11 protein-coding genes and 1 pseudogene are annotated in these 13,750 nt (G+C 69.5%); 5 read left to right on the top strand and 7 right to left on the bottom strand.

The features are described from left to right. Window positions 1-62: 62 nt before the first annotated feature. The 5 genes from PXH83_RS09335 to iolC are packed head-to-tail and all read right to left on the bottom strand — an operon-like array spanning window position 63 to window position 6,419. On the bottom strand, window positions 63-1,562 hold the full coding sequence (locus tag PXH83_RS09335) for a CoA-acylating methylmalonate-semialdehyde dehydrogenase (protein ID WP_274558758.1): 1,500 nt from the start codon (window positions 1,560-1,562) through the stop codon (window positions 63-65). Window positions 1,563-1,592: 30 nt separating this feature from the next. Then, window positions 1,593-3,470 carry a 3D-(3,5/4)-trihydroxycyclohexane-1,2-dione acylhydrolase (decyclizing) gene (gene iolD, locus PXH83_RS09340; protein ID WP_274558761.1) on the bottom strand — a complete coding sequence of 626 codons (1,878 nt, stop codon included), beginning with the start codon at window positions 3,468-3,470 and terminating at the stop codon, window positions 1,593-1,595. Next, window positions 3,467-4,411 (bottom strand): 5-deoxy-glucuronate isomerase, encoded by a 945-nt coding sequence (iolB, locus tag PXH83_RS09345; protein WP_274558763.1) that lies wholly within the window; start codon window positions 4,409-4,411, stop codon window positions 3,467-3,469. The genes iolD and iolB overlap by 4 nt, the downstream gene beginning before the upstream one ends. Before the next feature lie 32 nt (window positions 4,412-4,443). Next, window positions 4,444-5,328 carry a Cgl0159 family (beta/alpha)8-fold protein gene (locus PXH83_RS09350; protein ID WP_274558766.1) on the bottom strand — a complete coding sequence of 295 codons (885 nt, stop codon included), beginning with the start codon at window positions 5,326-5,328 and terminating at the stop codon, window positions 4,444-4,446. Beyond that, entirely contained in the window at window positions 5,325-6,419 is a 1,095-nt protein-coding gene (gene iolC, locus PXH83_RS09355) for a 5-dehydro-2-deoxygluconokinase (protein ID WP_274558768.1), read from the bottom strand. The genes PXH83_RS09350 and iolC overlap by 4 nt, the downstream gene beginning before the upstream one ends. Window positions 6,420-6,545: 126 nt before the next feature. Between iolC and PXH83_RS09360 the strand changes: the two genes are divergently transcribed. The 5 genes and pseudogenes from PXH83_RS09360 to PXH83_RS09380 form a co-directional block, all read left to right on the top strand. Further along, window positions 6,546-7,457, top strand: a complete 912-nt coding sequence (locus PXH83_RS09360; protein WP_274558770.1) for a sugar phosphate isomerase/epimerase family protein — start codon at window positions 6,546-6,548, stop codon at window positions 7,455-7,457. Window positions 7,458-7,656: 199 nt separating this feature from the next. Beyond that, a complete protein-coding gene (locus PXH83_RS09365; RefSeq protein WP_274558773.1) occupies window positions 7,657-7,857 on the top strand; it encodes a helix-turn-helix transcriptional regulator in 201 nt (66 codons plus the stop codon). Between the two features lie 93 nt (window positions 7,858-7,950). Further along, entirely contained in the window at window positions 7,951-8,559 is a 609-nt protein-coding gene (locus PXH83_RS09370; protein WP_274558775.1) for a GNAT family N-acetyltransferase, read from the top strand. A gap of 91 nt (window positions 8,560-8,650) precedes the next feature. After that, window positions 8,651-8,971 (top strand): heavy-metal-associated domain-containing protein, encoded by a 321-nt coding sequence (locus tag PXH83_RS09375; protein WP_274558777.1) that lies wholly within the window; start codon window positions 8,651-8,653, stop codon window positions 8,969-8,971. Between the two features lie 119 nt (window positions 8,972-9,090). Further along, window positions 9,091-9,429 (top strand): annotated as a pseudogene (locus PXH83_RS09380) (heavy metal translocating P-type ATPase); the annotation flags it as partial. Between the two features lie 411 nt (window positions 9,430-9,840). On the opposite strand, the gene PXH83_RS09385 reads toward PXH83_RS09380, so the two are convergent. Both PXH83_RS09385 and recD2 read right to left on the bottom strand, forming a co-directional pair. Next, window positions 9,841-11,130, bottom strand: coding sequence for a citrate synthase (locus PXH83_RS09385; protein WP_214928798.1), 1,290 nt, complete (start codon window positions 11,128-11,130; stop codon window positions 9,841-9,843). Window positions 11,131-11,327: 197 nt separating this feature from the next. Continuing rightward, complete coding sequence (gene recD2 / locus PXH83_RS09390; protein WP_274558783.1) at window positions 11,328-13,580, bottom strand: SF1B family DNA helicase RecD2; 2,253 nt, start codon at window positions 13,578-13,580, stop codon at window positions 11,328-11,330. Window positions 13,581-13,750: the final 170 nt, after the last annotated feature.

Genomic DNA, 13,750 nt, shown 5'->3' on the forward strand with positions numbered 1-13,750 from the left:
AAGCTCCGCCGGGGGCCCGTACGGAATCAAGCGTCCGTACGGGCCCCAGCGCGCCCCGCGTATCAGTGGTTGCGGGGAAAGCCCAGGTCCACGCCTGCCGGGGCGTCTGCCGGGTCCGGCCAGCGGGTCGTGGTGACCTTGCCGCGGGTGTAGAAGTGGATGCCGTCGGTCCCGTAGATGTGGTGGTCGCCGAAGAGCGAGTCCTTCCAGCCACCGAAGGAGTGGTAGCCGACCGGCACCGGGATCGGGACGTTCACGCCGACCATGCCGGCCTCGACCTCCAGCTGGAAGCGGCGGGCCGCGCCGCCGTCGCGGGTGAAGATCGCGGTGCCGTTGCCGAAGGGCGAGTTGTTGATTACGGCGAGGCCGTCCTCGTACGTGGCCGTGCGCAGGACGCAGAGGACCGGGCCGAAGATTTCGTCGCGGTAGGCGTCGGAGTCCGTGGAGACCTCGTCCAGGAGGGAGAGGCCGATCCAGTGGCCGTCCTCGAAGCCTTCGACCGTGTGGCCCGTGCCGTCCAGGACGACCTTCGCGCCCTGGGCCGCCGCGCCCTTGACGTACGAGGCGACCTTGTCGCGGTGGGCCGCGGTGATCAGCGGGCCCATTTCGGACGCCGGGTCGTTGCCGGGGCCGATCTTGATCTTCTCGGCGCGCTCGCGGATCTTGTCGACCAGCTGGTCGGCGATCGCGCCCACCGCCACCACCGCCGAGATCGCCATGCAGCGCTCGCCCGCCGAACCGTAGGCGGCGGAGACCGCCGCGTCGGCCGCCGCGTCCAGGTCCGCGTCCGGCAGGACCAGCATGTGGTTCTTGGCGCCGCCCAGCGCCTGGACGCGCTTGCCGTTGGCGGAGGCGGTGGTGTGGATGTAGCGGGCGATCGGGGTCGAGCCGACGAAGGAGACCGCCGCGACGTCGGGGTGATGGAGCAGGCCGTCGACCGCGACCTTGTCGCCGTGCAGGACGTTCAGTACGCCGTCCGGCAGGCCCGCCTCGGAGGCCAGCTCCGCGAGGCGCACCGAGGCCGACGGGTCCTTCTCGCTCGGCTTGAGTACGAAGGTGTTGCCGCACGCGATGGCCAGCGGGAACATCCACATCGGCACCATGGCCGGGAAGTTGAACGGGGTGATGCCCGCGACCACGCCCAGCGGCTGGCGGATCGAGGACACGTCCACCCGGTTGGAGACCTGCGTGGACAGCTCGCCCTTCAGCTGCGTCGTGATGCCGCACGCCAGCTCGACGATCTCCAGGCCGCGGGCGACCTCGCCGAGCGCGTCCGAGTGCACCTTGCCGTGCTCGGCGGTGATCAGCGCGGCGATCTCGTCGCGGTGCGCGTCGAGCAGCGCCCGGTAGCGGAAGAGGACCGCGGTGCGGGCCGCGAGCGAGGACGTGCCCCACGTCGCGTACGCGGCCTTCGCCGACGCGACGGCGGCGTCCACCTCCTCGACGGAGGCGAGCGCGACCTTGGTGGTCACGGCGCCGGTGGCCGGGTCGGTGACCGGGCCCCAGTTGCCCGACGCGCCCTCGACGGCCTTGCCGCCGATGAAGTGGTTGACGGTCTTCATCCCAGAACTCCTTGTATTGCAGCGGGTCGGTCAGAGATGGCGGCGTCGCGCAGCGGCTTGACGGTCGTACTCCTCCCGGGCCTTGACCGTCGACGGGCGGGTCGCGGTCTCGGCCACGGGAACATCCCACCACGCCTGGGCGCCGGGCGCGCCCGACACTGTGTCGGGCGTTTCCGTCTCGACGTAGACACATGTGGGGAGGTCCGACCATCGCGCCTCCGCAAGAGCTTCTCGCAGGTCACGCACCGTCTTGGCGCGAATGACGTGCATCCCGAGGGACGCTGCGTTGGCCGCCAGGTCCACGGGCAGCGGGGCGCCGGTGTACGAGCCGTCGGCCGCCCTGAAGCGGTACGCCGTACCGAAGCGCTCGGCGCCGACGGACTCCGAGAGGCCGCCGATGGAGGCGTACCCGTGGTTCTGGAGGACGACGACCTTGATGGGGAGGCGCTCCTGGACGGCGGTAACGATTTCGGTGGGATTCATCAGGTACGTACCGTCGCCGACCAGGGCCCAGACCGGGCGGTGCGGTGCCGCGAGCTGCACGCCGATGGCCGCCGGGATCTCGTACCCCATGCAGGAGTAGCCGTATTCGACGTGGTACTGGTCGCGGGAGCGGGCCCGCCACAGCTTGTGCAGGTCGCCGGGGAGCGAGCCCGCGGCGTTGATGAGGATGTCGTCGTGCGTGACGAGGCTGTCCAGTACGCCCAGGACCTGGACCTGGGTGGGCCGCGCGTCCTCGTCCGGCGCGGCGTACGCGGCGGTGACCCGCTCCTCCCAGCGCGCCTTGGCCTCGCCGTACTCGGCGGCGTAGGCGTCGGGGACGCGGTGGCCGCGCAGGGCGCCGGTGAGGGCCTGGAGTCCGGCGCGGGCGTCGGCGACCAGGGGGAGGGCGGCGAGCTTGTGGGCGTCGAAGCCGGTGATGTTGAGGTTGACGAAGCGGACGGCCGGGTTCTCGAAGAGGGTCGCGGATGCGGTGGTGAAGTCGGAGTAGCGGGTTCCGACGCCGATCACCAGGTCTGCGCTGCGGGCCAGCTCGTCCGCCGTCGCCGTGCCCGTGTGGCCGATGCCGCCGACGTCCGCCGGGTGGTCGTACGGAAGTGACCCCTTGCCCGCCTGGGTGGACGCGACGGGCGTGCCGGTCGCCTCGGCGAAGGCGGCGAGGGCCTGCTCGGCGCCGCTGTGGTGGACGCCGCCGCCCGCGATCAGCAGGGGGCGCCGCGCGGTCCGGAACGCCTCTGCGGCCGCGCCGAGTTCATGCCGGTCCGGCTCGGGCGCCCGTACATGCCAGACGCGTTCGGCGAAGAACTCCTCCGGCCAGTCGTACGCCTCGGCCTGCACATCCTGCGGCAGCGCGAGCGTTACGGCGCCGGTCGCGGCGGGGTCGGCGAGGACGCGCATCGCCTGCAGAGCCGCGGGGATCAGGGCCTCCGGGCGGGCGACCCGGTCGAAGTACCTGGACACCGGGCGCAGGCAGTCGTTGACGGAGACGTCGCCCGCGTACGGGACTTCGAGCTGCTGGAGCACCGGGTCGGCGGGGCGGGTCGCGAAGGTGTCGCCGGGGAGGAGCAGGACCGGGAGGTGGTTGATCGTGGCGAGGGCGGCGCCGGTGACGAGGTTGGTGGCGCCGGGGCCGATGGAGGTGGTGACGGCGTGGGCGGAGAGGCGGTCGCTCTGGCGGGCGTAGCCGACGGCGGCGTGGACCATGGCCTGTTCGTTGCGGCCCTGGTGGTACGGCATGTCGCCCGAGCCGGGTTCGAGGAGCGCCTGGCCGATGCCGGCGACGTTGCCGTGGCCGAAAATGCCCCAGGTGGCGGCGATCAGGCGGTGGCGGGCGCCGGCGCGCTCGGTGTACTGGCGGGCGAGGAAGGCGACCAGGGCCTGGGCGGTGGTCAGTCGGCGCGTACTCATCGCTGCTGCTCCTGGGGTCCGGTTCCGTACAACGGCAGTCGGGGGTCCACGGGCTGCGACGGCCACGTGTCACGGATCCAGCCGTGGTCGGGATGGTCGCGGATCAGCCACTCCCGCTCGTCCCCCGCCCCCGGGCCCGCCATGACATTGAGGTAGTAGAGGGTGTGGCCGGGCGCGGCGATGGACGGGCCGTGCCAGCCGTCGGGGATCAGGACGGCGTCGCCGGTGCGGACTTCGGCGAGTACGTCCATACCGCCGGGGCGGGACGGTGAGACCCGGTGGTAGCCGAAGCCGCCTTCGCCCTCGGTCTCGAAGTAGTAGATCTCTTCGAGCTCGGACTCGGCGCCGGGGTGGTGCTCGTCGTGTTTGTGGGGCGGGTACGAGGACCAGTTGCCGCCGGGGGTGAGGACTTCGACGGCGATGAGCCGGTCGCACTCGAAACTTCCTCCTGATTTTCCGCCTCCGGCGGGGGCTGCGGCGGCGAAGTTGTTGACCTGGCGCGAGCAGTTGCCGGTGCCGCGCAGTTCGACGGGTACCTCCGGCGCGGGGCCGTAGCGGGCGGGGAGTCGTCGCTCGCACCTCGCTCCTGCCAGGGCGAAGCGGCCTCCCGCGCCGGAGGCGATCTGGGCGTGGGCATCACGGGGCACGTACGCGAAGTCGGTGACCGCGCTGAACACGCTTCCCCTGCCCAGCAGTTCAAAGCTCTCGCCTTCCACGTGCACCGTACAGCCACCGCTGAGAGGCAGCACGATCCATTCGCTGTCGCCGGCGGCGAGGGTGTGCGAGCCGCCGGGCGGCAGATCGAGCACGCGCAGGGCGGAGTAGTCCCATCCGGCCCGCTTGGGCCCGATGTCCAGGGAGTACGGGCCGTGCGCGGCGGCCCCCGCCCGTACGTACATCCCGTTGTCGCTGCGGCTGCTGCTGCTGTCGCTGTCCGTCATGACACTGTCCCTACCCCTCGCTCGCCCATCCGCTACAGCAGTCCTACGGCGGTGTCGACCGCCCCCGCCACATCCCCGTCGGCCGGATAGAGCAGCGACCGCCCGACGACCAGACCCTGGACGGTCGGCAGCCGGAGCGCCTTGCGCCACTTCTCGTACGCGCCGTCCTGGTCGTCGCCGACCTCGCCGCCCAGCAGGACGGCGGGCAGGGTCGACGTCTCCATGACCTTTGCCATGTCGTCCGGGTCCTCGGTCACGGGGACCTTCAGCCAGGTGTACGCCGATGTGCCCGCGAGGCCCGAGGTGATGGCGATGGAGCGGGTGACGGCCTCGGCGCTCAGGTCGTTGCGCACCTTTCCCGCCACGCGGCGGGAGATGAACGGCTCGACGAAGACCGGGAGCCGGCGTTCCGCCATGTCGTCGATCGTGCGGGCGGTGGCGTGCAGGGTCTCCAGCGAACCGCTGTCCTCGTAGTCGATCCGCAGGAGCAGCTTGCCCGCGTCGAAGCCCCGGCGCTCCAGGTCCTGGGCGCGGTGGCCGGTGAAGCGGTCGTCGAGTTCGAAGGCGGCGCCGGCCAGGCCGCCGCGATTCATGGAGCCGACGACGACCTTGTCGTCGAGGGCTCCGAGGAGGAGCAGGTCGTCGACGATGTCGGCGGTCGCGAGTACGCCGTCGACGCCGGGCCTGGACAGTGCCAGGCACAACCGCTCCAGCAGGTCGGGGCGGCTGGCCATGGCGAGTTCGCGGTCACCGACGGCGAGGGCGCCGCGGGCGGGGTGGTCGGCGGCGATGATCATGAGCCGCCCGCTTTCGCCGATGAGGGGGCGGCGTCGGCGTCGGGCGGCGGCCTCGGCGATCGCTTCGGGGTGCCGGGTCCGTACCCGTACCAGCTCGGAGATGGAAACGCCGTCGGTCACGACGCCCCTCCTGGCGCCTGTACGGGGACTTCGCCGGCGGCGAGTACCTGTTCGACCTCGGCGGGGTGCGGCATCGCGGAGGAGCAGGCGAGGCGGGAGGCGACGATGGCCCCGGCGGCGTTGGCGTACCGCATGACGCGCTCAAGGTCCCACCCTGCGAGCAGTCCGTGGCACAGGGCCCCGCCGAACGCATCGCCCGCGCCGAGCCCGTTGAGCACCTTGACGGGTACGGGCGGCACTTCGGCCGTCGTACCGTCGCGGTGCATGGCGAGTACGCCCTTGGGGCCCTGCTTGACGACGGCGAGCTCGACGCCGGCGGCGAGGAGCGCCTGGGCGGCGACGTACGGTTCGCGCTCGCCGGTGGCTACTTCGCACTCGTCGAGATTGCCCACGGCGACGGTGGCGTGGCGCAGGGCGGCGGCGTAGTGGGGGCGGGCCCGGTCGGGGTCGGCCCGGTCGGCGTTCCAGGTCGCGTCCGCCCAGAACACGGGCCGCCAGTCGAGATCGAACACGGTGATACGGGGAGCGGGCGCAGCCTCCGGCGACCGCTCCGCCGCCGACGCCGCGCTCCGCGCTTCCAGGGCTGTCAGTGTTGCTGTGCGGCTCGGGTCTTCGCACAGGCCCGTGCCCGTCATCCAGAAGATCCGGGCCGAACGGATCGCGTCGAGGTCGAGTTCGTCCGCGTGGATCTCCAGGTCCGGCGCCTTCGGCTGCCGGTAGAAGTAGAGAGGGAAGTCGTCGGGCGGGAAGATCTCGCAGAACGTCACCGGTGTCGGCAGGCCCGCGACCCCTGTCACCCAGCGGTCGTCGACCCCGAACTCCCCCAGTTCCTGGTGGAGATAGTCGCCGAAGGGGTCGAGCCCCGTGCGGGTGATCACGGCGGTGCGCCGCCCCAGCCTGGCCGCCGCGACCGCCACATTCGTGGCCGAGCCGCCGAGGAACTTGCCGAACGTGTCGACCTGCGCGAGGGGCACCTCGGCCTGCAGCGGATAGAGGTCCACGCCGATGCGGCCCATCGTGATCAGGTCGTACGCGGCGTAGGGAGCGTACGAGTCGTGCGATTCCTGCGAGTCGTACGAATTGGACTGCATGCGCGTCCTCTCGGTTCGGCGACTGCACCCAGGTCTAGTCGGCCCCGCCGAGCCCTGTCAACATTTTGTCCTTACATTCGGACGAACTCTTGACACCTTTCTCCGGCGGCCGGAAAGCTGGCGCCCATGACCTCTTCCGTACCCGCGTCGACCCGCATCCGGGTCGGTTCAGCCCCCGACTCCTGGGGAGTGTGGTTCCCCGAAGACCCGCGGCAGGTCCCCTGGGAACGTTTCCTCGACGAGGTCGCGGAGGCCGGTTACCCGTGGATCGAGCTCGGTCCGTACGGCTACCTCCCGACCGACCCGGCCCGCCTCACCGACGAGACCCGGCGCCGGGGTCTCTCCGTCTCCGCCGGCACGGTGTTCACCGGACTGCACCGCGGGCCGGAGGTCTGGGACGCCACCTGGAAGCACGTGTCGGACGTCGCCGAACTCACCAGGGCCATGGGCGCGGAGCATCTCGTCGTCATCCCGTCCTTCTGGCGCGACGACAAGACCGGCGAGGTACTGGAGGACCGCACCCTCACGCCCGCGCAGTGGCGCACGCTCGCCGCCCAGACGGAGCGCCTCGGGCGGGAGGTGCGCGAGCGGTACGGGCTGAAGATCGTCGTACACCCGCACGCGGACACGCACATCGACAGCGAGAAGAACGTCACCCGCTTCCTGGACGCGACCGACTCCGGCCTGGTCTCGCTCTGTCTGGACACCGGGCATTACGCGTACTGCGGCGGGGACAGCGTCAAGCTCATCGAGACGTACGGCGAACGGATCGGCTACCTGCACCTCAAGCAGGTGGACCCGGAGATCCTCGCCGACGTCGTCGCGAACGAGGTGCCGTTCGGGCCCGCCGTCGGGCGGGGTGTGATGTGCGAGCCGCCCGGCGGGGTGCCGGCGCTGGAGCCCGTACTGGCGGCGGCGCGGCGGCTGGACGTCGACCTGTTCGCGATCGTCGAGCAGGACATGTATCCCTGCCCGCCGGACAAGCCGCTGCCGATCGCACAGCGCACCCGCAACTTCCTCCGTTCCTGCGGCGCATAAAACGTCGCAGAACATAGAAGTCGCGTCACACATGTCTCTGTTACGCGGGGCTTCCGTCACAGATCTTCTACAGCCCCTCTCCCGCCATCACTCAGTGTCGTTCAACGGGCACAGGCTGATTGATCGCCAGCGTTCGCGCCTCAGCCCCCCCGACAGCCTCTCCGGCTGCCGCTGCGGCGCACGCAGGGAGGTGCCATCGATGACTGACCGAAGGCTCTGGTCCTACAAGGAGATTGCAGCGCACATCCGGGTCCAGCCGGACACGGTGCGTTCGTACCGCAAGCACGGACTGCTCCCCACGCCCGACCACGTGGAGAGCGGCAAGCCGTACTGGTTCGCGGACACCATCCGTACCTGGGTTTCACTCCGACCAGGCAACAGAGGCGCCCGGAGAGAGTGAGCGGGCCACAGGGCCCTGTGACTGACGGGCAGGTACGGGGCCCTGACCGTAATGGAGTTGTCCGTGCGGATTCGGCGTGCCGAGAATCGCCGGATGACCGAACAGCCGACCGCAGACTTCTCCGTCAAGCCCACCCTCACCGGCGACAAGGTGCTGCTGCGCCCCTTCACGGCGGACGACGTTCCGGCGATGGGAGCCGTTCTCGACGACCCCGAGGTGTGCAAGTACACCGGCTCACCGGCCGGGGACCTGACCCCCGAGCAGCTGCGCTCCTGGTACACGACCCGCAACGACAAGGACGACCGGCTCGACCTGGCCGTGGTCGACCTGGCCATGGGCGCGTGCGTCGGCGAAGTGGTGCTGTACGAGTGGGACGCACCCAACCGCAGTTGCAACTTCCGCACCCTGATCGGCCCGAACGGCCGCGACCGCGGCCTCGGCACCGAGGCGTGCCGCCTGATCGTCCGGCACGGATTCGAACAGCTCGGCCTGAACCGGATCGCACTGGGCGTCTACAACTTCAATCCCCGGGCCCGCCGGGCGTACGAGAAGGTCGGCTTCGTTTCCGAAGGCATCGAGCGCGAGGCGCTGGTTCACGAGGGCGAGTGGGTCGACGCGACGTACATGTCGATCCTGGCCAGGGAGTGGGCGGTCCACCGCGGCCGACCCGTGGCCGACGACGCTCGCATTCATACCCCCTAGGGGTATAGTGTCTTCAGTATCAGAAAGTCACGGCATCCCCGTGGCTTTCCGGGGCACCACGACTGCGTACGCCTTCGAGAGGGAGAACGACATGACCGCCGAGACCGAGACGAAGACCGAGGCCACCGCGACCGGCTCCTGCTGCTCGCCGTCCGGCTCATGCCACGACAGCTCGGCGCCGGAGGCCGGATCGGGCACCGTCACCACCGTCTACCAGGTGAGCGGGATGACCTGCGGCCACTGCGAAGGCGCCGTCTCCGGCGAGGTCTCCGAGATCGCCGGCGTCACCTCGGTGAAGGCCGTGGCCTCCACCGGCCGGGTAACCGTGATCTCCGAGGGCCCGCTGGACGACGAAGCGGTACGCGCCGCCGTGGACGAGGCCGGGTACGAGCTGGTCGGCCGCGCCGCCTGAGCCGCGCCCGGCAGTACGCCTCACCACCCTCGCCACCCTTCGTACTCTCGCACTCCTCGCACCCCTTCGGCCGGGCCGTACCTGACCAGCCCATACTGGTCTCCGTACGGCCCGGCCTGCTGAACGTCGCGGCGGCGTCGGCCACCGCCGATCTCGGGCTCGCGATGGGCACGGGCACGGACGCCGCGATCGAGGCCGGCGGTCTCACACTCGTACGTGGAGATCTGAGGGTGGCGGCGGATGCGATCCGGCTGTCGCGCAGAACCCTGGCCACCATCAGGGGCAACCTCTTCTGGGCCTTCGGCTACAACGTCGCGGCCGTTCCGCCGGCGACCGCCGGGCTGCTCAACCCCATGATCGCGGGATGTGCGATGGCGTTTCCCTCCGTCTTCGTAGTGACAAACAGCCTCCGGCTGCGTACCTTCACAGGACGCACACAAAGTGACTCAGGTCACTGAGATTTGAGGGTAACCATTTGGCCGGCTCGCGAGTCTAAGTGGGCGATGCCAGAACGTCTTGGGGGACGTTCAGGGAATGTCTTGGGGGACATTTCCGGGCAAGCGTTGGCCGGGGCACGTGCACCGGGGAGCTTTGAGCGGCCCTCCCGTACGTACGCGTCCCGGCAGACCGCGTGGAGCTTCTGTGCAGCCAGCAGACGCCCGGCCGGATCCCGTGGGGGGAATCCGCTCCGGGAAACGGGAAGCGCCCCGTATCGTCGACCCGTGGGGGGATCGGCGGCGGGGCGCTTTCTTTTCAGCTGCGGAAGCTGTGGGTGAGGGTCAGCGGCCCTCGACCGGGACGAAGTCGCGCAGGACCTCGCCCGTGGCTGTGTCGGCCCGGGGGATGACCCCCGGACCCCCAGCAGTGGGTCAGCGGCCCTCGACCGGGACGAAGTCGCGCAGGACCTCGCCCGTGTAGATCTGGCGCGGGCGGCCGATGCGGGAACCCGGCTCCTTGATCATCTCGTGCCACTGGGCGATCCAGCCCGGGAGACGGCCCAGCGCGAAGAGCACCGTGAACATCTCGGTCGGGAAGCCCATGGCCCGGTAGATCAGGCCGGTGTAGAAGTCGACGTTCGGGTAGAGCTTGCGCTCCACGAAGTAGTCGTCCGCCAGCGCGTGCTCTTCGAGCTTGAGCGCGATGTCGAGCAGCTTGTCGTCCTTGCCCAGGGCGGAGAGAACGTCGTGCGCCGCAGCCTTGATGATCTTCGCCCGGGGGTCGAAGTTCTTGTAGACGCGGTGCCCGAAGCCCATGAGCTTCACGCCGTCTTCCTTGTTCTTCACCTTGCGGATGAAGTTGGTGACGTCGCCGCCGTCGGCCTGGATGCCTTCCAGCATCTCCAGCACCGACTGGTTGGCACCGCCGTGCAGCGGGCCCCACAGCGCGCTGATGCCGGCGGAGATCGAGGCGAACATGTTCGCCTGCGAGGAGCCGACCAGACGCACGGTGGAGGTCGAGCAGTTCTGCTCGTGGTCCGCGTGCAGGATCAGCAGCTTGTCGAGCGCGGAAACGACGACCGGGTCCAGGTCGTACTCCTGCGCGGGGACCGAGAAGGTCATGCGCAGGAAGTTCTCGACGTACCCGAGGTCGTTGCGCGGGTAGACGAAGGGGTGACCGATCGACTTCTTGTAGGCGTACGCCGCGATCGTCGGAAGCTTGGCGAGCAGGCGGATCGTCGAAAGGTGACGCTGCTTCTCGTCGAACGGGTTGTGGCTGTCCTGGTAGAACGTGGACAGCGCGCTGACCACCGACGACAGCATGGCCATCGGGTGCGCGTCACGCGGGAAGCCGTCGAAGAACCGCTTGACGTCCTCGTGCAGCAGCGTGTGCTGGGTGATCTCATTCTTGAAGGACGACAGCTCGTCGACCTTGGGGAGCTCACCATTGATCAGAAGGTAGGCCACCTCAGCGAAGGTGGAGTGCTCGGCCAGCTGCTCGATGGGGTAACCGCGGTAGCGCAGGATGCCCTGCTCACCGTCGAGGTAGGTGATAGCGGATTTATAGGCGGCTGTATTGCCATATCCGCTGTCGAGAGTCACAAGACCGGTCTGAGACCGGAGCTTCCCGATATCGAAGCCCTTGTCGCCGACGGTGCTGTCGATCACCGGGTAGGTGTACTCGCCATCGCCGTACCGCAGTACTACAGAGTTGTCGCTCACGTCATCCCTCACCGACGTAGTGCCTCTTCTTCGAGGTGCCCTGACTGTCTCTACCATCCCCCATTTGGCTCAGCAGAGTGCACTCGGGGTCGGCCATTAGGCCCATTCACGGCACTCAGTGCCGCCAACCTGCTCATCCTGCCCCCTTCGCCCCAGTTACCGGAAGTCCAGGATGATCTTTGCCCCCGATGGTCCCCTTATGAGCCGTTTTGTAATCCGCCTGTCAGCCGGTGATCGAGCGCAGTACACCGTCTGCCCGCCGAAACCGTGCGGACCGCCTGGCCGATCGCCTTGCGGGAGCCGACCAGGACGACGAGCTTCTTGGCCCGGGTGACCGCCGTGTAGAGCAGATTCCGCTGGAGCATCATCCAGGCCCCGGTTGTCACCGGAATCACCACCGCCGGATACTCGCTGCCCTGCGAGCGGTGGATGGTCACGGCGTACGCGTGCGCCAGCTCGTCGAGCTCGTCGAAGTCGTACGGAACCTCCTCGTCCTCGTCCGTCAGCACCGTCAGGCGCTGGTCGTCCAGGTTGAGCGAGGTGACCACGCCCACGGTGCCGTTGAAGACCCCGTTCTGTCCCTTCTCGTAATTGTTGCGAATCTGCGTCACCTTGTCTCCGACGCGGAAGACCCTGCCGCCGAACCTCTTCTCCGGAAGATCGGGCCTCGCGGGGGTGATCGCCTGCTGGAGCAGCCCATTGAGCGTGCCCGCGCCCGCCGGGCCGCGGTGCATGGGGGCCAGCACCTGGATGTCGCGGCGCGGATCGAGGCCGAACTTCGCGGGGATGCGGCGGGCCGCCACGTCCACCGTGACCCGCCCGGCGTCCTCCGTCTCGTCCTCGACGAAGAGGAAGAAGTCCGGCAGGCCCTGAGTGATCGGCTGCACACCGGAGTTGATGCGGTGCGCGTTGGTGACGACGCCCGACTGCTGGGCCTGGCGGAAGATCCTGGTGAGACGGACCGATGGAACCGGGCCGCCGTCCGCCAGCAGGTCACGCAGCACCTCGCCCGCGCCGACCGAAGGCAGCTGGTCCACGTCCCCGACGAGCAGCAGATGCGCGCCCGGCGCGACCGCCTTCACCAGTTTGTTGGCGAGGAGCAGGTCCAGCATCGACGCCTCGTCGACGACCACCAGATCCGCGTCGAGCGGCCTGTCCCTGTCGTACGCCGCGTCGCCGCCGGGCCTGAGCTCCAGCAGGCGGTGCACGGTGGACGCCTCGGCCCCGGTCAGCTCCGCGAGGCGCTTGGCGGCCCTTCCGGTGGGTGCGGCGAGCACCACCTTGGCCTGCTTGGCGCGGGCCAGCTCGACCACCGAGCGGACGGTGAACGACTTGCCGCAGCCCGGACCCCCGGTGAGCACCGCGACCTTCTCGGTGAGCGCCAGCTTGACCGCCGCCTGCTGCTCGGGCGCCAGCTCCGCCCCCGTACGGTCCGCGAGCCAGGCCAGCGCCTTGTCCCAGGCCACGTTCCGGAAGGCCGGCATCCGGTCCTCCTCGGTGCGCAGCAGGCGCAGCACCTGTGCGGCCAGGGAGATTTCGGCGCGGTGGAACGGCACGAGGTAGACGGCGGTGACGGGGTCGCCGCCGTCCGCGGCCGGGACCTTTTCCCGTACGACGCCTTCCTCCGCGGCCAGTTCGGCCAGGCAGTCGATGACCAGGCCCGTGTCGACCTGGAGCAGCTTCACCGCGTCGCTGATCAGCTGCTCCTCGGGGAGGTAGCAGTGGCCCTGGTCGGTGGACTGCGACAGCGCGTACTGCAGCCCGGCCTTCACCCGCTCCGGGCTGTCGTGCGGGATGCCGACGGCCTGGGCGATGCGGTCGGCGGTGAGGAAGCCGATGCCCCAGACATCGGCGGCCAGGCGGTAGGGCTCGTTCTTTACTATCGAGATCGAAGCGTCGCCGTACTTCTTGTAGATGCGCACCGCGATGGAGGTCGACACCCCCACACCCTGGAGGAAGATCATGACCTCCTTGATGGCCTTCTGTTCCTCCCACGCCGCACCGATCAGCTTCGTACGCTTGGGGCCGAGTCCCGGGACTTCGACCAGGCGCTTCGGCTCCTGCTCGATCACGTCGAGCGTGTCGGTGCCGAAGTGCTCGACGATGCGGTCCGCGATCTTCGGGCCGATGCCCTTGATCAGGCCGGAGCCGAGGTACCGGCGGATGCCCTGGATCGTGGCGGGCAGCACGGTCGTGTAGTTCTCCACGGTGAACTGCTTGCCGTACTGGGGGTGCGAGGCCCAGCGGCCCGCCATGCGCAGCGACTCGCCGGGCTGCGCGCCGAGCAGCGAACCGACGACCGTGAGGAGATCGCCTCCGCCGCGGCCCGTGTCGACACGGGCGACCGTGTACCCGGTCTCCTCGTTGGCGTACGTGATCCGCTCCAGGACTCCCTCGACCACCGCGGAGGAGGTGGAGGCCTGTGCTGGGACCGCTGTTGGACTCGACATGTTCTGAACGCTACCGCCGGGGTCCGACACAGCGGGCTGCCTGTGGACAACTCCGCTCCGGCCGTCCGGTCCGGAAGCCAAGGAGGCCCGGTCCGTCGACCGGGCCCCTCAGATCCCCCTCCGTCTCAGGCCTCCCCGAAATCCCCCCGGATCCCACCCCGGAAGCCCTG

Origin of the sequence: Streptomyces spiramyceticus, assembly GCF_028807635.1 — a bacterium.
In the GTDB taxonomy this organism is placed as follows: Bacteria; Actinomycetota; Actinomycetes; order Streptomycetales; family Streptomycetaceae; genus Streptomyces; species Streptomyces spiramyceticus.